16 protein-coding genes are annotated in these 18,864 nt (G+C 74.5%); 9 read left to right on the top strand and 7 right to left on the bottom strand.

Features of this window, described 5'->3' with window-relative positions:
• Positions 1–69 precede the first annotated feature (69 nt).
• The 7 genes from CUT44_RS17590 (at position 70) to CUT44_RS17560 (ending at position 9,121) form a co-directional block, all read left to right on the top strand.
• Complete coding sequence (locus CUT44_RS17590) at positions 70–1,068, top strand: NAD-dependent epimerase/dehydratase family protein (protein ID WP_233221460.1); 999 nt, start codon at positions 70–72, stop codon at positions 1,066–1,068.
• The gene (locus CUT44_RS17585; RefSeq protein ID WP_100202841.1) at positions 1,055–2,053 is read left to right on the top strand and encodes a thioesterase II family protein; all 999 of its coding nucleotides are present in this window, start codon (positions 1,055–1,057) and stop codon (positions 2,051–2,053) included. The genes CUT44_RS17590 and CUT44_RS17585 overlap by 14 nt, the downstream gene beginning before the upstream one ends.
• Positions 2,041–3,135: an SAM-dependent methyltransferase gene (locus tag CUT44_RS17580; protein ID WP_100202840.1), complete on the top strand. Its 1,095-nt coding sequence runs from the start codon at positions 2,041–2,043 to the stop codon at positions 3,133–3,135. Before CUT44_RS17585 ends, CUT44_RS17580 begins: the two co-directional genes overlap by 13 nt.
• Positions 3,136–3,155: 20 nt before the next feature.
• Positions 3,156–5,873 (top strand): PEP/pyruvate-binding domain-containing protein, encoded by a 2,718-nt coding sequence (locus tag CUT44_RS17575; protein ID WP_100202839.1) that lies wholly within the window; start codon positions 3,156–3,158, stop codon positions 5,871–5,873.
• Positions 5,874–6,011: 138 nt separating this feature from the next.
• Positions 6,012–7,289, top strand: coding sequence for an aromatic ring-hydroxylating oxygenase subunit alpha (locus CUT44_RS17570; protein ID WP_233221459.1), 1,278 nt, complete (start codon positions 6,012–6,014; stop codon positions 7,287–7,289).
• A gap of 76 nt (positions 7,290–7,365) precedes the next feature.
• The gene (locus tag CUT44_RS17565) at positions 7,366–8,049 is read left to right on the top strand and encodes a DUF1295 domain-containing protein (protein ID WP_100202838.1); all 684 of its coding nucleotides are present in this window, start codon (positions 7,366–7,368) and stop codon (positions 8,047–8,049) included.
• Between the two features lie 226 nt (positions 8,050–8,275).
• A complete protein-coding gene (locus CUT44_RS17560) occupies positions 8,276–9,121 on the top strand; it encodes a lysophospholipid acyltransferase family protein (protein ID WP_100203040.1) in 846 nt (281 codons plus the stop codon).
• Between the two features lie 120 nt (positions 9,122–9,241).
• Here the strand turns inward: CUT44_RS17560 and CUT44_RS17555 are convergent, their stop codons facing one another.
• The 3 genes from CUT44_RS17555 to CUT44_RS17545 form a co-directional block, all read right to left on the bottom strand.
• Positions 9,242–11,602 carry an ABC transporter permease gene (locus CUT44_RS17555; RefSeq protein ID WP_233221458.1) on the bottom strand — a complete coding sequence of 787 codons (2,361 nt, stop codon included), beginning with the start codon at positions 11,600–11,602 and terminating at the stop codon, positions 9,242–9,244.
• Positions 11,599–12,324, bottom strand: coding sequence for an ABC transporter ATP-binding protein (locus CUT44_RS17550; RefSeq protein WP_100202837.1), 726 nt, complete (start codon positions 12,322–12,324; stop codon positions 11,599–11,601). The genes CUT44_RS17555 and CUT44_RS17550 overlap by 4 nt, the downstream gene beginning before the upstream one ends.
• A gap of 103 nt (positions 12,325–12,427) precedes the next feature.
• On the bottom strand, positions 12,428–13,072 hold the full coding sequence (locus CUT44_RS17545; RefSeq protein ID WP_100202836.1) for a TetR/AcrR family transcriptional regulator: 645 nt from the start codon (positions 13,070–13,072) through the stop codon (positions 12,428–12,430).
• 302 nt (positions 13,073–13,374) lie between these two features.
• Here CUT44_RS17545 and CUT44_RS17540 point away from each other — a divergent pair, with 302 nt between their 5' ends.
• Both CUT44_RS17540 and CUT44_RS17535 read left to right on the top strand, forming a co-directional pair.
• On the top strand, positions 13,375–14,154 hold the full coding sequence (locus CUT44_RS17540; protein WP_158239626.1) for an SRPBCC family protein: 780 nt from the start codon (positions 13,375–13,377) through the stop codon (positions 14,152–14,154).
• A gap of 307 nt (positions 14,155–14,461) precedes the next feature.
• Positions 14,462–15,328 carry a DUF4184 family protein gene (locus tag CUT44_RS17535; RefSeq protein ID WP_100202834.1) on the top strand — a complete coding sequence of 289 codons (867 nt, stop codon included), beginning with the start codon at positions 14,462–14,464 and terminating at the stop codon, positions 15,326–15,328.
• A 35-nt stretch (positions 15,329–15,363) separates the two neighbouring features.
• Here CUT44_RS17535 and CUT44_RS17530 read toward each other — a convergent pair whose 3' ends face one another.
• From CUT44_RS17530 to CUT44_RS17515, 4 genes are all read right to left on the bottom strand, one after another.
• On the bottom strand, positions 15,364–16,395 hold the full coding sequence (locus CUT44_RS17530) for a rod shape-determining protein (RefSeq protein ID WP_100202833.1): 1,032 nt from the start codon (positions 16,393–16,395) through the stop codon (positions 15,364–15,366).
• A gap of 240 nt (positions 16,396–16,635) precedes the next feature.
• Positions 16,636–16,872: a hypothetical protein gene (locus CUT44_RS17525; protein ID WP_100202832.1), complete on the bottom strand. Its 237-nt coding sequence runs from the start codon at positions 16,870–16,872 to the stop codon at positions 16,636–16,638.
• A gap of 35 nt (positions 16,873–16,907) precedes the next feature.
• Positions 16,908–17,315, bottom strand: a complete 408-nt coding sequence (locus CUT44_RS17520) for a RidA family protein (protein WP_100203038.1) — start codon at positions 17,313–17,315, stop codon at positions 16,908–16,910.
• Positions 17,316–17,561: 246 nt separating this feature from the next.
• Positions 17,562–18,617, bottom strand: a complete 1,056-nt coding sequence (locus CUT44_RS17515) for a tetratricopeptide repeat protein (RefSeq protein ID WP_146252251.1) — start codon at positions 18,615–18,617, stop codon at positions 17,562–17,564.
• Positions 18,618–18,864 lie beyond the last annotated feature (247 nt).

The following is an 18,864-nucleotide window of genomic DNA, read 5'->3' as shown; positions in this document are numbered from 1 at the left end:
TCCCCCTCCCCCTCTCCCTCCCCCTTCCCCGCCCCCGGCCCCTCGGGGTCCCCGGGCCCCGAGGTGCTGGTGACCGGCGCCAGCGGCTTCCTCGGCGGGCATCTGGTCCGCCGGCTGACCGGACGCGGGTACCGGGTCCGGGCCCTGGTCCGCGCGGAGAGCGACCTCACCGGTCTGGCCGGCACCGAGCCCGGGCCCGAAACCGTCGTCGGCGACCTCACCGATCCCGCCGACGTGCGCCGGGCCGCCGAGGGCGTGCGGTACGTCTACAACTGCGCGGGCGTGTCCGCCGACTGGGGTCCCTGGGAGCGGTTCCGGCGGGTCAACGAGGACGCCGCCCGCAACGTCGTCGAGGCCGCCCACCACGCGGGCACCGTGGAGCGCGTCCTGCACGTCAGCACCACCGACGTCTACGGGTACCCGGCGCGGCCCTGCGACGAGAGCGCCCCGCTGCGGGACATCGGGCTGCCCTACAACCGCAGCAAGATCCTCGGCGAGCGCGCGGTGCGGGAGGCGTCCTGCCGCACCGGCGTACCGGTGACCGTCGTCCGCCCGGTGTCGGTCTACGGGCCCGGCAGCAAGGACTTCGTGATCGAGATCGCGAACCTGCTGCTGAGCGGGCAGATGGTCCACGTCCGCCAGGGCCGGGCACCGGCCGGGCTGCTGTACGCGGACAACGCGGCCGACGCGATGATCGACGCCTGCACCTCCCCGGTGACCGCCGGGCGGGCGTACAACCTGCGCGATCCGGACCTCACCACCTGGCGCGAGTACGTCGGGGCCCTCGCCCGCGGGCTGGGCACCCGCCCGCCGCGGCTGAGCCTGCCCACCCCGGTGGCGACCACCGTGGCGGTCGTCTCCGAGAAGCTCTACGGCGCGCTGCGCCTCTCCGCGCGGCCGGTCCTCACCCGGCACGCCGTCCACCTCCTCGACCGCGACCAGTCCTACCCCGCCGACCGGGCGCGCGAGGACTTCGGGATGAAGAGCGAGGTGGACTTCGAGGAGGGCATGCGCCGCACCCTGGCCTGGCTGGACACCCCCGAGGGGCGCAGGCATGTCAAGCGCTGAGGCACCCGCCGGGGCGGGCCCCTGGTTCCCGCCGGCCGGCCCGCCCGGAGCCGGGCGGGCGGCGACGGCGACGGCGACGGCGGCACCGGCCGCCGCCGCGCCGGACGCCGTCCGGCCGCGGCTGGTCTGCCTCCCGTACGCGGGCGGCACGCCGTCGGCGTACCGCGGCTGGGACGGGCACCTCGGCGACCGCGTCCGGGTCGTGCCGGTGCTGCTGCCGGGCCGGGGGCTGCGGCTGCACGAGGCGCCGTACACCCGGATGGCGCCGCTGGCCGCCGACCTCGCCACCGCGCTGACCGCGCACGGCATCACCGGGGGGCCCGGCGGCTACGCGCTGTTCGGGCACAGCATGGGCGCCCTGCTGGCCTACGAGGTGGCCTGCGCGCTGCGCGAGCGGGGCGAGCCCGGTCCCCGGCACCTGTTCGTCTCCGGCAGCCGGGCGCCGCACCTGTACGGCGACCGGGCGGACCACGCCCTCGCCGACGACGGACTGCGGCGCTTCGTCCGGGACCTCGGCGGCCTCGGCGGCCCGGACGGCGCGGACCCCGGCGGCGTCGGCGACGCCTACCTGGAGCGCCGGCTGCCGGTGCTCCGCGCCGACCTCACCGTCTGCGACACCTACCGGTGGCGGCCGCGCGGCCCGCTCGGCTGCCCGATGACCGCCTTCTCGGCATCCGACGACCCCCTCGCCGGCCCCGGCGAGGTGGAGGCGTGGCGCGCGTACACCACGGGCTCGTTCCTGCGCCGGCACCTGCCGGGCGGCCACTTCTTCCTGCTGAGGGAGGCGCCGCGGCTCCGGCTGCTGCGCGAACTGCGGTCCGAGACGGACCGGCTCGGCCCCGCTCCCGGCCCCGCTCCCGCTCCCGGCCCGGAGAGCCCGCCGGAACCGCCCGCCGCGTTCGCCCCGCCCACCGCCGCGTCCCGCGCCACACCACCCACCCCGCCGCACGCCACACCGCAGAGGAACCCATCGTGGACATACTGAGCCTGGCCCAGAACGTCGTGGACCGCGCCGAGGGCCCCCTGACCCAGGCCCGCACCGTGGCCAAGGTCCTCGGCGACCGGCGGACACCGCTGCTGCTGGCGCTGTCCAAGGGGCTGATCACCCCGCTGTACCGGGCCGCCTTCCTGGCCTCCGCGGCCGGCGCGGGGATACTGCGCCCGCTCGCCACCCGCCCCTGCGACCTGGACACCCTGGCCGAGCGGCTGGAGATCACCGGCGGCGACCGCCAACTGCTGCGCGCCTGGCTGGACATCGGCGTCCAGCTCGGCGAGTTCGACCGCCGGGAGGGCTGCTACCGGCTGCGGAGCACGGCGGCGAGGACGCTCGCCCGGGCCGACAACGACGCCGTCGCCGCGGCCCTGGAGGAGGTCATGCGCTTCCACCTGCCGGTCCTGCTCGACGGCCCGCGCATGCTGCGGGAGGGACGGCGCTTCTCGCTCGGCGACCAGGACGGCGCGGTCATCGCCCGCTCCAGCCTGGTCGTGCGGTCCTTCGTCGAGGAGGCCGTCGAGCGCACCCTGGACACCACCACCCCCGTGCACCTGCTGGAGATCGGCTGCGGCAGCGGCGTGTACGTACGGCACGCCGCGCGGCTGAACCCGCGGCTGACCGCCCTCGCGATCGACCTCCAGCCGGAGGTCGCCGACCGGGCCGCCAAGAACATGGCCGCCTGGGGGCTCGCCGAGCGGGTGGAGACCCGGCAGGGCGACCTGCGCACCCTCGACCTCCAGCCCCGCTTCGACCTCGTCACCCTGCACAACAACATCTACTACTTCGCCCCCGAGGAACGGGTCGAGGTGCTGGAGCGGGCCCGCGCCCTGCTGGCGCCGGGCGGGCGGCTGCTGCTCACCACCTCCTGCCGGGGCGGCCACATCGGCCTGGAGGTGCTCAACCTCTGGTTCACCTACGCCGACTTCGGCGGCCCGCTGCCCCGCGAGGACGAGCTCACCGACCAGCTCGAGCGCGCCGGCTTCACCGACGTCCGGGCGGACCGGATCGTCCCCGGCGAGCAGTTCCACGCCTTCACCGGCACCAACCCGCCCGCGCCCGCCGCACAGCTCTGACCGCCGAGGAGGCACCGACCATGACACAGCATGTCGAGGACCCGGCGGCCGGGGCGTCCCGCTCCGGGCACGTCGTCGTTCTGGGGAAGGACCCGGCCGATCCGGCGGTCCTGGGCGGCAAGGCCGCCCGGCTCGCCGAGCTGATCGGGGCCGGGCTGCCGGTCCCGCCCGCCTTCTGCCTCACCACCGGCCTCTTCGAGGACTTCCTGCGCGAGACGGGCCTGGCCGCGCAGGTCCGTACCGCCGAGCCCCGGGTGATCCGCGAGAAGATCCTCGCCACCGAGCTGCCCGGCCCGGTCGCCGCGGCCGTGCTGGCCGCCTACGAGCGGCTGGGGAGCCCCCGGGTGGCGGTCCGCTCCTCCGCGCTGCGGGAGGACTCCGCGGACCAGTCCTTCGCCGGGCAGCACGACACCGTCCTGGACGTCGGCGGGAACGAGGCACTGCTGGACGCGGTGCGGCGCTGCTGGGCCTCGCTGTGGTCCGACCGGGCCGCGGCCTACCGCGAGGACGGCGCCGAGGCCGGGGCGATCGCCGTGGTGGTCCAGGAGATGGTCCACTCCGACATCAGCGGTGTGCTGTTCACCGTGGACCCGGTCGGCGGCCGGCCGCACCGCATGGTGGTGGAGGCCTGTCAGGGCCTGGGGGAGGGCCTGGTCTCCGGCCGGGTCTCCAGCGACTTCTTCGCCGTCGACGACCGCACCCTGGAGGTGGTCGAGGAGCGGGTCCGCTACAAGGTCACCAAGTGCGCGCCGGTCGAGCCCGGCCGGATCGGCATGACGAAGGTGGACCCCGCCGCGCGCGACGTGCCCTGCCTGACGGGGGAACAGCTGCGCGAACTGGCCGGACTGGCCCTGCGGGTGCGCTCCCACTACGGCGGCACCGAGCAGGACATCGAGTGGGGCCTGCGGGACGGCGCCCTCCACCTCTTCCAGACCCGCCCCATCACCACCCGGCCCGCCCCGGACGGCGCCGGGCGGGCGGACCGGCACAGCCCGTACGTCAGTGAGCAGCCCGCGGAGATCCGGCAGGGCACGCTGTGGTCCCGGATGGACATCGGCGAGATCTTCGTCGGGCTGATGACACCGCTGGGCCTGAGCTTCGCCCGGTACTACCAGAAGCACGTCCACACGGACTGCGCCGCCGCGCTCGGCGTCCGCGTCACCGGCGACGCCGACCGGCACATGGGGTACCTCCAGGGGCACGTCTACCTGAACATCTCCTACACCGCCCATCTGCTCGGCCAGTGCCTGCCCACCCGGGACCAGCGCCACTTCACCAGCCGCTTCGTCAGCGAGGAGGTGGACCTGGCCGCCTACCGCAACCCGTTCGGCACCTTCCCCGGCGGGGTGGAGGACGCGCTCTCGACGGCGGTCTGGCTGAAGTACACGGCCGCCGAGGTCGCCCGGACGAGGAGCCGCGCCGAGAAGATGGTCTCCTCCCGGCTGTACGAGTTCGACCGCGCCCGCCGGCTGGACCACACCCGGCTGAGCCGGCGCGAGCTGCACACCGAACTGAACCGCCACCTGGGCTACTTCCACGACATGCACGTGGGCTACATGCCCTACTACATCAACGCCTTCGGCTTCTACGGCGTCCTGACCGAGCTGTGCGCGCGGTGGCTGGGCGAGGACGGCGTCAACCTCCAGAACCGCATCAAGACGGACATGTCGACGCTGCGGACCGTGGAGTCGGCCCGGGAGATCTGGGCGGTGGCCCAGGCCGCCCGGCGCATGCCGCGCGCCCTGCGGATCATCGAGGAGGAGCCGCTGGAGGGCATCGAGGCCGCGCTCCGCGCCGACGAGGAGGGCCGGGCGTTCTGGGAGCGGCACATGGAGCCGTTCCTGCGCATGAACGGCACCCGCGGCCGGCAGGAGATGGAGCTCACCCACCCGCGGTGGATCGACGACCCGGGCTACCTCTTCCAGATGATCCGGCGCTACGCGGCCGACGGTGCTTCCGGGGGTGCCGCCGAAGGCACTCCCGGGGACGCCTTCGGACGGAGCGGCGGCGACACCGGCGAGGCCCGGAAGGTGCTGGAGCGGCTGCCGGCGGCCAAGCGCCGCACCATCGAGACGGTCATCTCCCTGTACGCCCTGTGCAGCGAGCTGCGCGAGGCCACCCGGATGGCGATGATCACCTCCATCTGGCTGGTGCGCAACGTGGTCTACGAGGTCGGCCGCCGGCTGGTGGACGCCGGGGTGCTGCACTCCCTGGACGAGGTCGCCCACCTGGACTTCGAGGACGTGCGGAGCTATCTGGCCACCGGCGCCGACGCCCGCGAGGTCTTCGGCCGCGGCCGGATCGACGAGGCACGGCGGCTGCACGAGTACCACAAGCGCCTGCCGGAGCCGCCGCTGACCTTCGTCGGTGAGCACGACGTCACCCAGGCGGTGCGGCCGGTGCCGGACGGCGCCCGGCTGGAGGGGCTCGGGTCGAGTCCGGGCCGGATCGTCGGCCGCGCCCGCATCGTGGAGGACCTGGTGTGGCAGGCCGACGAGTTCCAGGCCGGGGAGATCCTGGTCACCCGGTACACGGACGCCTCCTGGACACCGCTGTTCGCCGTGGCCGGCGGGGTCGTCACCGACATCGGCTCCATGCTCTCGCACAGCTCGATCGTGTCCCGCGAGTTCAACGTGCCGTCGGTGGTCAACACCAAGCACGCGACCCAGCGCATCCGGACCGGCGACCTGGTCATGGTCGACGGCGACACCGGTGTGGTCGAGGTCGTCGAGGGCTGAACGGCCGGCCCGAACACCGACGGCCGAGGGCCGAGGGCCGAGGGCCGACAGCCGAGGACCGGGGAAACCCGCCGGCCCTCCCGAAGACGCCGTAACCCCCCGCCGGCCCCGGTGGGAGACGATGAGGAGAGACGACCGATGATCCGCAACCAGTGGTATCCGATCCTCCAGTCGGAGGAGGTCGGCAACGACAGCCCCACCGGGGTCCGCCGCTTCGGCGAGGAACTCGTGCTCTGGCGCGACGTCGAGGGCAACCTCGTCTGCCAGGGCGCCCGCTGCCCCCACAAGGGCGCCAACCTGGCCGACGGCCGGATGAAGGGCGACTCCATCGAGTGCCCCTACCACGGCTTCCGCTACGGCTCCGACGGCGCGTGCCGGGCGGTCCCGGCCCTGGGCTCCGGGGCGCGCATCCCCGGCTCGCTGCGCGTCCCCACCCACCCGGTGCGCGAGCGGTTCGGGCTGGTGTGGATGTGGTGGGGCGAGGAGCGCGACGTACTGCCGGACCTGCCGGCCCCCCGGGAGGTCACCGAGAACCCCAAGGTCTACGCGACGAAGCGGTGGACCCGCCCGGTCCACTACACCCGCTACATCGAGAGCCTGCTCGAGTTCTACCACGTGACCTACGTGCACCGGGACCACTGGTTCAACTACATCGACTACCTGCTGCTGTACGGGACGCCGAGCAAGCTCGGGCTGGACGGCCGGGAGCGCTACCTCGCAGCCACCAAGATCGCCAACCACCGGGTGGAGACCGAGGGCCAGACCATCCGGTACTCCTTCGACCACTGCCAGGAGGACGACCCCGCCAACACCACCCACTACGAGATCACCTTCACGTTCCCGTGCATGGTGCACGTGAGGACCGAGCAGTTCGAGACGACCTCGTGGCTGGTTCCCATCGACGACGGGCACACCGAGCACATCCTGCGCTGGTATGAGTACCCGCAGGTCAAGCCGATCCTGCGGTTCGAGAAGCTGCGGCGGGTCCTGCCCTGGGCCTCCCTGTACATGGAGAAGTGGGTACAGGACCCCCAGGACGTGCGGATCATGGAGCGTCAGGAGCCCAAGATCAGCGCGGGCGGCATCAACAAGTTCATCCCGGTCGACGAGATGAACGCCAAGTACCTGGCGATGCGCGCCAAGCTCATGCAGGAGGCCGGGCAGCAGGAGGAGGCCGGGAGCGAGCCCGCCGGGCCCGCCGGGTCGTCCGGGTCCGAGTCCGCGCCCGAGCCCGCCCGCCGGACCACGGCCCGGGCGGCCGCGGGCGGCGGACGCGGGAGGAGCGCCGCGGCCCGGACGGCGAACGGCTCCAACGGCGCGAACGGGACCGGCGGTTCCAACGGTTCCAACGGCTCTGACGGCTCCGAGGGGGCCGCGAACGGCAGGACCGGGGCGGGGAGGAAGGTGGTCGGCTGACCGGTACCGCTTCCCGAAGAGCTGTCCGTGAACGGGGGGAAGGCGCAGAAGAAGGCGCAGAAAGCGAGAGTGGCCCATGTACGGCCGACACGATCCCTCGACCGGCCCCAAACTCCTGGTGACCGCGTGCAACGCGCTCGCGGTCGCCGGTGCCGCCTGGTTCCTCCTCCTCGGCGGAACGGACACGGTGGGGGACTGGTTCGGAACCGACCTCGAGCGGGCCGACACGCTCCGCCGGGTCCTCCTGGTGAGCCTGTCGGCGGTCTACCTGCTGCGGTTCGTCGCGACGACCTTCGTCATGCTGAAGCGGAAGATGGAGTGGTCCGAGGCGGCGACCGTCGGCGCCTGGGTCGTGGTCATCCACGGCACCATGGCGTACTTCGGCGGCACCGACACCGACTCCCCGGGCTTCCTCGTCTGGCTGGGCGTGGTGCTCTACGCGGTCGGCTCCTGGCTCAACACGGGCTCGGAGTACCAGCGCAAGCTCTGGAAGCAGCGGCCGGAGAACAAGGGCAGGCTCTACACCGGAGGGCTGTTCAGGTACTCCATGCACATCAACTACTTCGGCGACACGGTCCTGTTCACCGGTTTCGCGCTGGTGACCGGTACGGTCTGGGCCTTCGCCATCCCGTTGGTCATGGCGTGCATGTTCGTCTTCCTGAACATCCCCATGCTCGACAAGTACCTCGCCGAGCGGTACGGCGAGGCGTTCGAGGAGTACTCGGCCAGAACGGCCAAGTTCATCCCGTTCGTGTACTGACGCACCGCGGTGCGGCGTCCGGCGGCGCCGCACCGCGGCCGGCTCCTCGGTACCGGACGCGCCGGCCGCCGGACAACGACACATCGAGGAGACAGCAGACGTGTTCCAGGAGCAGAGGCCGTTCGGACACCACGACGACTCCGCCGGCCACACCGGCGACCGGCCCGGCGGCGGTACGGCGGGCGCGCGGGGAGCGGGCGGCCCGCAGGCCGCGGAGCGGCTCTCCCTGCTGGCCGAGGTGGGCAGGGAACTCCTGGCGAGCGGTGCCGAGGTCCTCGAACGCGTCACCTCCGGCGAGGGCGCCGTCGACGACTTCGGCTTCGACCCCGGGCTGACCGACGAGGTGATCCTCCCCGCCCTGCGCCCCCTGTACGAGAGGTACTTCCGGGTCGAGGTGGAGGGCCTGGAGAACATCCCCGACTCCGGGGGCGCGCTGGTGGTGGCGAACCACTCCGGCACCCTGCCCCTGGACGCCCTGATGCTCCAGGTGGCGGTCCGCGACCGGCACGCCGCGCACCGCAGGCTGCGGCTGCTCGCCGCCGACCTGGCCTTCTCCCTCCCGGTGCTCCGCGACCTCGCCCGCCGGGCGGGGCATGTGCGCGCCTGCCCCGAGAACGCCGTCCGGCTGCTCGACGAGGGCGAGCTGGTGGGCGTGATGCCCGAGGGCTACAAGGGCCTGGGCAAGCCCTACGAGGAGCGCTACCGGCTCCAGCGCTTCGGCAGCGGGGGCTTCGCGCGGGTCGCGCTGCGCACCGGGCGGCCGATGGTGCCGTGCTCCGTCGTCGGCGCGGAGGAGATCTACCCGATGATCGGCGAGTCCCGCACCCTCGCCCGGCTGCTGCGCCTGCCGTACTTCCCGATCACCCCCACCTTCCCCCTGCTGGGCGTGCTGGGCCTGGTGCCGCTCCCGACGAGGTGGACGATCCGCTTCGGCGAGCCGGTGACCACCGACGGCTTCCCCGCCGGCGCCGCCGACGACGAGAAGGTGGTGGAGAAGCTGGCGGGCGAGGTGCGGGACACCATCCAGCACACCCTCAACGAACTGCTGGAGCACCGCGGCCCGGTCTTCTGACGCGCCACTCCTTTCTCTCCCCTCCACTCCTCGTCCCCCTCTCCGCGTACCGCCCCGCCCCCGGACCCGCCGGTCCGGGGGGCGGGGCGGTACGCGTTCCGTCCGGGGCCCGCCGCCCGCCTACTGGGCCCGCTCCCGTACGACCCGGGCCAGGTCCAGGCGCCGCACCATGCGCACCGCCGGCACCTGGGAGAGCAGCGACGCCGCCAGGACGGCCGCCACGGCGGCGGCCGGCACCGGCCAGCCCATCGACAGCTCGACCGTGAACATGTCGCTGTCGAAGGCGCGCAGGGACTCCCGGGCGGCGACCGCGCCGAGCACCAGCCCGGCCGGGACCGCCAGCAGGGTGGCGGTGAGGTTCTCGACGGCCAGGATCTTGGCGATCCGGCGCAGGGGCACCCCCGCCGCCCGCAGCGTGGCCAGCTCGTTGGTGCGTTCGGCCACGTTGACGGTCATCGTCACGTAGATGACCGTCAGGGCCAGGATCCCGCCGAGGACCAGCATCACCCCGGCGAAGATCCAGAACAGGCCGAGGAAGCGGTCGATCTGCCGCCGCAGGGCCTGCTCGTCGGTGTACGCCACCACGCCGTCCAGGGCGGTGACCGCCGAGCGCGCCTCGTCCCGCCCGTCCCCGGTGACGCCGTCCTCGAAGCGGAGCTGGTAGCCGTTGGCCTCCAGCCCGGTCAGGGCGGCGACGGTGTCCCGGGTGGCGTACAGCTCGGTGCCGATCGGCTCGTCGAGCAGCCCGGCCAGCCGCACCCGTTCCGCGCCGCCCGGCGTGTGCACCGTGAGGGTGTCGCCGACCGAGACGTCCAGCCGGTCGGCGAGCGCCCGGCCGGCCAGGACGCCCTCCCCGGGCAGCTCCCGGGTGCCGCCGTCCCCGGTGCGGAAGCCGTGCATGACGGTGCCGGGGCGGTAGCCCGTCAGGGTGGTGGGGTAGGAGTGCCCGTCCGCCGACGCGGTCACCGGCACCGTGGTGATCGCCTCGACCCGGGCCACGGACTCCACCTCGCCCAGCCGTTCCGCCAGGTCCCCCGCGCGCGGATCGGCCACCACCGTGGCGTCCTGCCGCTGCACCGTGCCGAACTGCACGTCCAGCAGGGACACCATGCTGGTGATCATGCCGACCGAGGAGAGCGTCAGGATCAGCGCGAGCACGGTGCCCGTCATGGTGGCCAGGGTGCGGCGCCGGCTGCGGGTCAGCTCGCGCAGGGCCATCCGCAGCACCACCGGGAGCCGGCGGGCCCGGGCCACCGCCCGGCCCCAGCGCCCGGGGGCCTTCGGGGTGCCGGCGTCGCCGCGCATCGCCTCCGCGGGAGCGGCCCGGGAGGCGGCCAGCGCGGGCGCGATGCCGCCGGCCAGGCCCACCAGGACACCGAAGAACAGGCCGGTGACCAGCACGCCCGGGCGGGTCTGCACCACCGTGTCGGGGATGTCCAGCGCCGAGGTGTAGGCGTGGGACACCCCGGCGGTGGCGGCCGTGCCCAGCGCCGCCCCGAGCACGGCGCCCGCCGTACCGGCCAGGACGCCGTGGCCCAGGTAGTGGCGCACCACGGTGCCGCGCGGCGCGCCCGCGGCCAGGAAGGTGGCGATGATCTTCCGCTCGGCGAGCACCAGCCGGGTGATCAGGATGTACGCCGCGACGGCCGCCGCCGACAGGAACAGCACCGGGAAGGCCACGGCGAGCTGCTCGAAGCCCTTGAGGTCCTCCTTGAGGGTGGCGTTCGACGGCTGGTCGGCGCGCGGCATGACGTCCACCGCGCCGGCCTCGCGCAGCCGGTCCGCGATCCGGTCGGCCGCCGGGCCGCCGCGCGCGGCGCCGGTCAGCTCCACGAGGGTCTGCCGGGAGCCGTCGCCCGCCAGTTCGCGGGCGGTGGCCTCGGGCGCGAACAGCACCGCGAAGGAGTGCGGGTCGATCAGCACCTCCTGCCGGGTGTACGCGGGCCACAGGTACTCCGGGGAGACCACCGTGCCCCGCACGGTCAGGGTCCGCCAGGCGGAGCCGTCGAAGGCGCGGAGCGTGTCGCCGGGGGACAGTCCGAAGGTGTCGGCGGCGTGCCGCTCCACCAGCACCCCGCCGGGGTCGCCGGGGGACAGGCCGCGCCCGTCGACCACGTCCACCCGGCCCACCTCGGGCCGCCCGTCCGCGGGCAGTCCGGTGACCCGGCCGAGGAGCTTGTCGTCGCCGACGCGCATCGGGACCCGGGCCTCGGTGCGCACCGTCACGCCCGCGACGCCCCCGGCGTCCCGCACGGCACGGGCGATCCGCTCCGGATCGCCGCCGGTGGCGGTGAGGTCGGCGAAGTGCAGCCGCTCGTAGGTGCGTTCGTAGGACTCGCCGAGGTTGCGGTAGGCGTCGTAGCTGGCGGTGAACAGCAGCACGCCGACCAGCACGGTCGTCGCGATCGCGGCGAACTGGGCCAGCCGGCGGCGGATGTCCCGCCGGGTCTTGGTGAACAGGATCCGCGGCACGCCGGTCACCAGCTCACGGCGGAGACGTCGGCGGGCGAGGTGTTGCGCTCCACGGACTCCACCCGGCCGTCCCTCATGGAGACCACCAGATGGGCCATCGCCGCGACCGAGGCGTTGTGCGTCACCATCACCACGCCGCGGCCCTGCCGGTTGGCCTCCTGGAGCAGCCGCAGGACGGACTTGCCGGTGGCGGTGTCCAGGGCGCCGGTCGGCTCGTCGGCCAGTACCAGGTCGGGATCGGTGGCCAGGGCCCGGGCTATCGCCACCCGCTGCTGCTGGCCGCCGGAGAGCTGGGCGGGGAAGTGGTCCATGCGGTCGGCCAGCCCGGCCGCCGTGAGCAGCTCCGGGACGCGGGCCCGGTCCCCGCGTCCGGTCAGCTCGACGATCACCTCGGCGTTCTCCCGCGCCGTCAGCGTCGGCACCAGGTTGAAGAACTGGAACACGAAGCTGACCCGGTCGCGGCGGAACCCGGCGAGCGAGTTCGGCGGCCGTCCGGTCAGGGTCTCCCCGGCGACCTCCAGCTCCCCGCCGTCGGCCGCCTCGATGCCGCCGATGACGTTCAGCAGGGTGGTCTTGCCGGAGCCGCTCGGGCCGAGGATCACCACCATCTCGCCGGGCTCGACGTCCAGGTCGACGTCGCGCAGCGCCGTCACGGCGGCCTCACCGGCGCCGTAGGTCTTGGACACCTTGCGCAGCCGGGCTCCGCCGCGCGCCTGTGCGGTCTGGGCCATGTCTCTCCTCGGGGTCGTTCCTCGGGTGCACCGGTCGTGTCCCGCCGCGCGGCGCGGCACCCGTCGGCGGGCGGGACGGAACGCCGGGGGCGCGCCCGGAGGGTCAGCCGCCGCCCCCACCCGGGGGGCCGGTGGGGGCGGCGGGGCTCTCGGGCGGACCGGCAGACGGGGTGGGGGTGGGAGCGGAGGCGTCCACGAGACGCCGCAGCGGGCCGGAGACGGGGACGCCGACCAGCTCCGGGTCGATCATGCGGTGCAGCACCAGGCTGTCCAGGGCGGCGCCCAGCAGCACCGCGGTGGCCTCCGGGTCCGGGCAGCGGCCCGCGGCGCGCAGCCAGTCGGCCACGGCGGTGCGCCACTCGCGCAGCAGCTCCGCCATGCCCGCGCGCAGCCGCTCGTGGCGCCGGGCGGCCAGCAGCATCTCGGTGAACAGGATCGTGCCGGGGTCCTCGGGGGAGTACTCCGCCACCGCCTCCAGCAGCAGATCGAGGCCCGCCGCCGCGCCGGTGGACCGTACCGCCTCCAGGGCGCCCCGGACCTCCCGCCGGGCGGACTCCAGGGAGGCGTCGATCAGCAGGTCGGTGACGGTGTGGAAGTGGTAGTGCACCAGGCCCGGCCGCAGCCCGGCGCGGTCGGCGACCTTCCGCGTGGTCACGGCGCCCCAGCCCTCCTCGACGATCAGCCGGGCGGCGGCGTCGAGCAGACGTGTCCGGGTCTCCTGGCCGCGCTCGGCCGCGGTGGGCGTCATCTCCCGGCACCTCCTGGGCGGTCGTCCTGATTGTTCTGGTCGCCCTGGTCAATCGTATTGGGCGTTCGCATTGGGCGTATGACCAAGAAGCTAGCACGCCCCGCCGGCCGCCGCCAGGAGAGCCGGCCGGCGGGGCCGGGTCGGCCGCCCGGCGCCGCGCATAGCCCGAACGGCCCATGAGCGCAGGACAGCGGGGGCGCGCGGTCCCAGCCTGGCTGTGTAGGAGGAGGTTGGCCCGGACGGGGCGCGGCCGGCCGGAGGGCCGTCGCGTGGCCGGTGCCGTGCTCCCAGGAGGTGGCCGGATGCCGCAGGTGCGGGTGTACGTGTCGATACCGCTGCCGGTCGAGGAGGTGTTCGGGTACCTGGCCGACGGCTGCAACCTGGCCGACTGGCACTCGGGTGTGATGGAGGTGCGGCCGGACGGGACGCGCGACGGCGCGCGGGACGGCACGGCCGGTACGGACGGCACGGCCGGTGCGGACGGCACGGACGGCACGGTCGAGGCGTACCGGTACCGGTTCCCGGGCCGCCGCCACGAGTGCCTGCTGACCCGGGCGGTGTGCGAACCCCCCGTACGGGTGGGGTTCGTCGGACAGCGCATGTGGACCCCGCTGGGCACCCAGGTGCCGCGCTACGACTTCCGGCTGTGGCCCCGGGAGGGCGGCTGCCGGGTGGAGGTGGGGGTGACCTCGTCGCTGAGCGGCGCCATGGTGCTGCTGTGGCCGGTGGTGGCCTGCGGCTGGCGGCGGGACCTGCCCTTCGACGCGCAGCGGCTGTACGAGCGGCTCACCGGCGGTGGCGGGGAACCGGTGGCGGAGGAGGAGCGCGCGGTGCTCACGGCGTACGGGGCGGCGGGCGGCGGCCCGGCCGGCAGCCTCCCCGGGGACGTGCCCGCCCCGGACTTCCGGGCCCCCGACCTCCGCTCCCCGGCCGCCTCCCTGGGGGCCGCCGGAGGACTCGGCGCCGGCCCCGACATCAGCACCGACCCGGGCTTCGGCCCCGTGGAGCCGTGCTGGCGGGCGTCCGCCGAACCGCGGTGGCGCCGGTCCGTACGCCGCTTCCGGCCCGTCCCGCACGGCTGACCGCCTGTCCCGCACGGGCCCGCCCCGTCCGCCGCGCCGGCCGGGGTGCGCCCGGTGAGCCCGGCCGGCGGGCGGCTTCCGGCCGCCTCACGATCGCGTTCCCCGCCCCCGGAACGCCGCGCCACCGGGCGCACTCCGGCCGGCCGCGCGCGCCGCACCGCGGCCCGGTACGGTCCACCACGGGGACGACTCACGGACAGGCCCGGCACATCCGCGCCGTGGCCCCGGGCCGAGGCCCGCCAGGACGCGGCGGGGCACCGCCGCCGGGGGAGGCCCGGGGGACGGGCCGGAGACAGGGGGACAGGGAATGCCGTTCACGCTCAGCCACGCGGCCGCCGCGCTGCCGGGGATCCGCCCGGACGGGACCGGCCGGGGACCGCTGCTGCCGTCCGCGCTGGTCGCGGGCACCCTCGCGCCGGACCTGACGTACTACGCCGCCAGCGCGGCACCCGCCGCCATGGAACTGGGCGCCCACACCCACTCCCCGGCCGGGGTGCTCACCGTGGACGTGCTGCTCGCCGCCGCGCTGGTGGGGATGTGGCTGCTGCTGCGGGCGCCGCTGGCGGCCCTGCTGCCCCGGCGGCGGCAGGACAGGGCGTACGCGCTGCTGCGCGGCGGCACCTGGCGAGGCCGGCCGCCCGCCTCCCTCGCGGCGCGGTTCTGGCTCTCGGCGGCACTGGGCGCCGCCACCCACGCGTTCTGGGACTCCTTCACGCACGCGGACAGGTGGGGGGTGCGGCAGGTGCCGCTCCTGGCCGAGGAGGCGCTGGGCGTCCCGCTCCACCACCAGCTCCAGTACGGCAGTTCGGCCGTCGCCCTGGTGGTGCTCGCCGTCTTCCTGCGCCGGGCCTGGCGGCGTCTGCCCGACTCCCCGCCGCCCGCCGGGCTGCCCGTCCTGGCCGCACCCGTCCGGCGGTGGGCGGTGGCACTGGCGGCCGGGGCGGCGGTGGCGGGCGCGGCGCACCGCTGCGCCCGCCGGGCGGCGGCGGAACCGGGACTGGCCTGGGACGGCTACCTGCCCACCGCGCTGTTCGGCGCGGGCGCCGGACTGGTGCCGGCCCTGGTGGTGTTCGCGGTGGTGGTGCACGCCGTACACGCGGCGCGCGCCCGCCGGTCCGGCGGGCGGCCCGACGAGGCCGGCGCGGACCGGCCGCCCGCCGTGCCCCGCACCTGACGGCCGGCCGGGCGGCGGCCGGTCAGCGCGGCCCCTCAGCGGCCCAGCGGATCCCGGTGGAACGGCTGTACGCGTCCCTCCAGCATCGCGCCCAGCCCCTCCACCGCGCAGACGGCCGGCTGCTCGGCGACCCGCACCGGCATCCCGGTGGCCTGCCGCAGCATCGTGTCCAGACCCGGCAGCGCCGCGCTGCCGCCCACCAGCGTGATCCCGCGGTCCGCCAGATCGGCCACCAGATCGGGCTGGCACTGTCGCAGTACCCCGCGGATGGCGTCCACCAGCGAGGTCAGCGGGGGACGGATGGCGGCGCGCACACCGTCGGTGTCGACGCTCACCGTGCGGAACCGGCCGGTGGTCACGTCCCGGCCGTAGACCTCGGCCTCGGCCTGCCCGGCCGGCGCGACGGACATGGCCAGGTGCAGCGGGTGGACCGCCTGGCCGGGGAGCAGCAGCTCGTGGTGGCTGCGCAGATGCTGGACGACGGCCCGGTCGATGATCTCGCCGCCCACCGGCACCGTCTCGGCGGCGACGGTCGAGCCCAGCGAGAGCACCGCGGCATGGGAGGTGGAGGCGCCGCACAGCACGATCATCGTGGCCTCGGGCTCCGCCACGGGCAGCCCGGCCCCGACGGCCGCCGCGATGAGACCGTCCACCAGCTCCACCCGCCGCGCGCCCAGCCCGGTGAGCGTCTCCACGGCGGCCCGCCGGGCGAGCGGCTCGGCACCGTGCGGCACGCAGACGGCGGCGCGCAGCGCCGTCGGCCGGCGCCGCCAGGCCCGGCGGAGCCGGTCGCCGAGCAGGGCGCGCAGCATCCGCCGGGCCATGTCGATGTCCACCACGGTCCCGCCCGCCACCGGCCGGACGACCCGGATGTGCCCGGGGGTGCGGCCCACCATCCGCTCGGCGGGGGCACCGACCGCGATCAGCGCGCCGGAGCGGGTGTTCACGGCGACCGCGGACGGCGCGTCCACGATGACACCGAACCGTTTGAGGTAGACCCGGGTCCGGGCCGCGCCGAGGTCGACGGCCACGGAACAGCGGCGCAGTTGCTCAAGACTGACGGTCACAGCGGCATCTCCCGTGGTGGTCCCGTGGTGATCGGACAGGACCGCCGGCACGGCGGCCCTGCCCTCATCGTGGGGGCGGCGCGCCGCCCGCGCGCGCTGGACTGATCCGGATGGGCGTCGGCCCGGCCCGTACGCCGTACCCGCCGAGTGCCGCCCGGCACGGTCAGAATGATGCGGGGTCAGCATGACGGCACATCAGCATGACGCCCGGTCAGACCGCTGGACCGGTCCCGCCGGGTCTCAGCCGGTCCCCACGCCCCGGTGCCCGGCCCACGCCTCGGCGGCCTCGGCCGTCGCGACGAGCCAGGGCTCGCCGGGATTCCGGAGGGCTCTGCGGCGGTTCATACGGGCATGGGCCAGGGTGAAGGCGTCGATGGCCTCCGCGTCGGCGTCCGTCCATTCCCCGTCCTCGGCCGACCACAGCAGGGACGGAGCGAGAGGCCGGACGAACGGGTTGATCACCTTCTCCCGCACCATCTGGTCACGCCGGCCATCGGGGCGGGGCGAGCCGGTCAGTCGAGGACCGCGACGGCCTCGACCTCGACCAGGTGCTCGGGTACGTCCAGTGCCGCGACGCCCAGCAGGGTGGCCGGTGCGGCCGGGGTGACGCCCAGCTTGGCGGCGGCCCGGTCGATCCCTTCCAGGAGCAGGGGCATCTTGTCGGGGGTCCAGTCGACGACGTGCACGTTCAGCTTCGCCACGTCGGCGAAGGAGCCGCCGGCCTCGGCCAGGGCGGCGGCGACGTTGAGGTAGCACCGCTCGACCTGCGCGGCGAGGTCGCCCTCGCCGACCGTGGCCCCGTCGGCGTCCCAGGAGACCTGTCCGGCGATGAAGACCATCCTCGACCCGGTCGCGACCGCCACCTGCCGGTAGACGTCGACCTTCGGCAGTCCTTCGGGGTTCATCAGGGTGATGGCCATGTTGTGCGTCTCCTCGTCGTGCGGACCCACGGGTCCGCTTCCGCCGGACCGGGGCGCTCCCGGTCTCTCGTGGTTACTCGGGAACCGTAGGAGAGTGGCCGCTGACATGGAAGAACGCACTTTTCCGTTACCGGGGAACCTCAAGGTGACCCAGCAGCTCAGCAGCTCAGCAGCTCAGCAGCTCAGCGGCTCGGCGCGGGCCCGCCCCGGCCGGGGCGGATCCGACCCCTTCGGCACTGGGCGGAGTCAGATGTGCCGGGGAGGCCGGTGAGTGCCCAGCCAGTTGCGGGCCCGCTCGTCGAGATCAGCCGCAGTCTGGACACCACGGTGCCGGAACACCCCGAGCTGTCGCCGGATACCGGCGACGGCGTCGACCGCGCGGGCGGACCGTACCCCCTCCAGGAGATCCAGGGACCGGCCCCAGGTGTCACAGGCGGCTTCCAGCCGTCCCAGTGCGGACTGTTCGCGGCCCTGTGAGATGAGGGAGAGGGCGGCGATACGCCGGTGCGTGGAGCCGGGGCGGTAGCGGGAGGAAAGGGCGTAGTGCCGCTCTGCGTTGGCGTGGTCCCCGAGTGTGTGGAAGGTCTTGGCGGTGTGGCTGGCGAGGGTCCCCCGGGGTGGTCCCCACAGCGCGGCCCAGTAGGGCAGTTCGTCGGGCTCGCCCCGCAGGACGAGGTCCTGAGCGGCGCGGAGTTGCCGAACGGCTTCGGGACCGCGGCCCGCGACGGCCAGCGCCCGGGCGCGGGTGACGGCGAAGAGGGCCTCGGCAGGCGGGGCGAGTCGCCCCCTGACACGGGCAAGGGCGGCTTCGGCGAGGTCGAGGGTGTGTTCCGGGCGGCGCACATCCATGCCGTTGTGGGCGAGGATGCGCAGTATCCACGCCCCGTGCACCTCGTCCGCGGCCTCGCGGGTGAGGGCGTACGCCTGTAGGTAGTAATGCTGGGCCAGCCCGTGCTCGTGGGCGTCATACGCCTTCCAGCCGCACAGATAGGCCAGGCACGCGGCCACGGCCAGTGCTTCGTGGTGCTTCTCCTCGGTGGCGAAACGTGCGCGGCACAGGTCGACGACGTCACTCCGGAGGTACTGGACGACGGCGGAGCGACCGTGCTGCCCGCCGTGGCGTTCGTCAAGGGTGACGAACAGGCTGGTCATGTTCCGGACGGCATCGATCTCCGCGGCTCCTGCGACGCCTCGGCGGCGTGCCGTACCGATGCGCTCGGTCAGCTCCTCCGCCGCGCCGAGCGGCAGGGCGGCAGCGGCGACCGAGTAGGCGGCGGATGTGACGAGTTGTCGTCTCTCCATGTCGGCACCCCCGAGACGGGCCAGATTCTCCACAGGATCAGGTCCGAGCACGTACCCGACCTGTGCATCCTGAGCCGTCTGGCCGGGGTGGCGGGCAAGCCCGAGTTCGTATGACGCCGGATGTGACGCGAGACGAGCACCCAATCAATCTTACCGAGAGGAGCGGCTCATGTGCACAGAGCACACAAGGCGTCATCTCGTTTGGTGAGTCCGTGCGACGATTCTTCGGCCAGGAGGAAGCCACGAG

The sequence above is a fragment of the Streptomyces carminius genome (assembly GCF_002794255.1).
GTDB classification, from domain to species: Bacteria; Actinomycetota; Actinomycetes; order Streptomycetales; family Streptomycetaceae; genus Streptomyces; species Streptomyces carminius.
Note: the sequence above shows the minus strand (reverse complement) of the source record. Positions and strands in the feature narration are given on the sequence as shown.

Bases quoted from the DNA above. Each gene is read 5' to 3' on its own strand.
- CUT44_RS17585 (WP_100202841.1), top strand. From the start codon at position 1,055: ATGTCAAGCGCTGAGGCACCCGCCGGGGCGGGCCCCTGGTTCCCGCCG.
- CUT44_RS17575 (WP_100202839.1), top strand. From the start codon at position 3,156: ATGACACAGCATGTCGAGGACCCGGCGGCCGGGGCGTCCCGCTCCGGG.
- CUT44_RS17570 (WP_233221459.1), top strand. From the start codon at position 6,012: ATGATCCGCAACCAGTGGTATCCGATCCTCCAGTCGGAGGAGGTCGGC.
- CUT44_RS17565 (WP_100202838.1), top strand. From the start codon at position 7,366: ATGTACGGCCGACACGATCCCTCGACCGGCCCCAAACTCCTGGTGACC.
- CUT44_RS17550 (WP_100202837.1), bottom strand. From the start codon at position 12,324: ATGGCCCAGACCGCACAGGCGCGCGGCGGAGCCCGGCTGCGCAAGGTG.
- CUT44_RS17545 (WP_100202836.1), bottom strand. From the start codon at position 13,072: ATGACGCCCACCGCGGCCGAGCGCGGCCAGGAGACCCGGACACGTCTG.
- CUT44_RS17540 (WP_158239626.1), top strand. From the start codon at position 13,375: ATGCCGCAGGTGCGGGTGTACGTGTCGATACCGCTGCCGGTCGAGGAG.
- CUT44_RS17535 (WP_100202834.1), top strand. From the start codon at position 14,462: ATGCCGTTCACGCTCAGCCACGCGGCCGCCGCGCTGCCGGGGATCCGC.
- CUT44_RS17525 (WP_100202832.1), bottom strand. From the start codon at position 16,872: ATGGTGCGGGAGAAGGTGATCAACCCGTTCGTCCGGCCTCTCGCTCCG.
- CUT44_RS17520 (WP_100203038.1), bottom strand. From the start codon at position 17,315: ATGGCCATCACCCTGATGAACCCCGAAGGACTGCCGAAGGTCGACGTC.
- CUT44_RS17515 (WP_146252251.1), bottom strand. From the start codon at position 18,617: ATGGAGAGACGACAACTCGTCACATCCGCCGCCTACTCGGTCGCCGCT.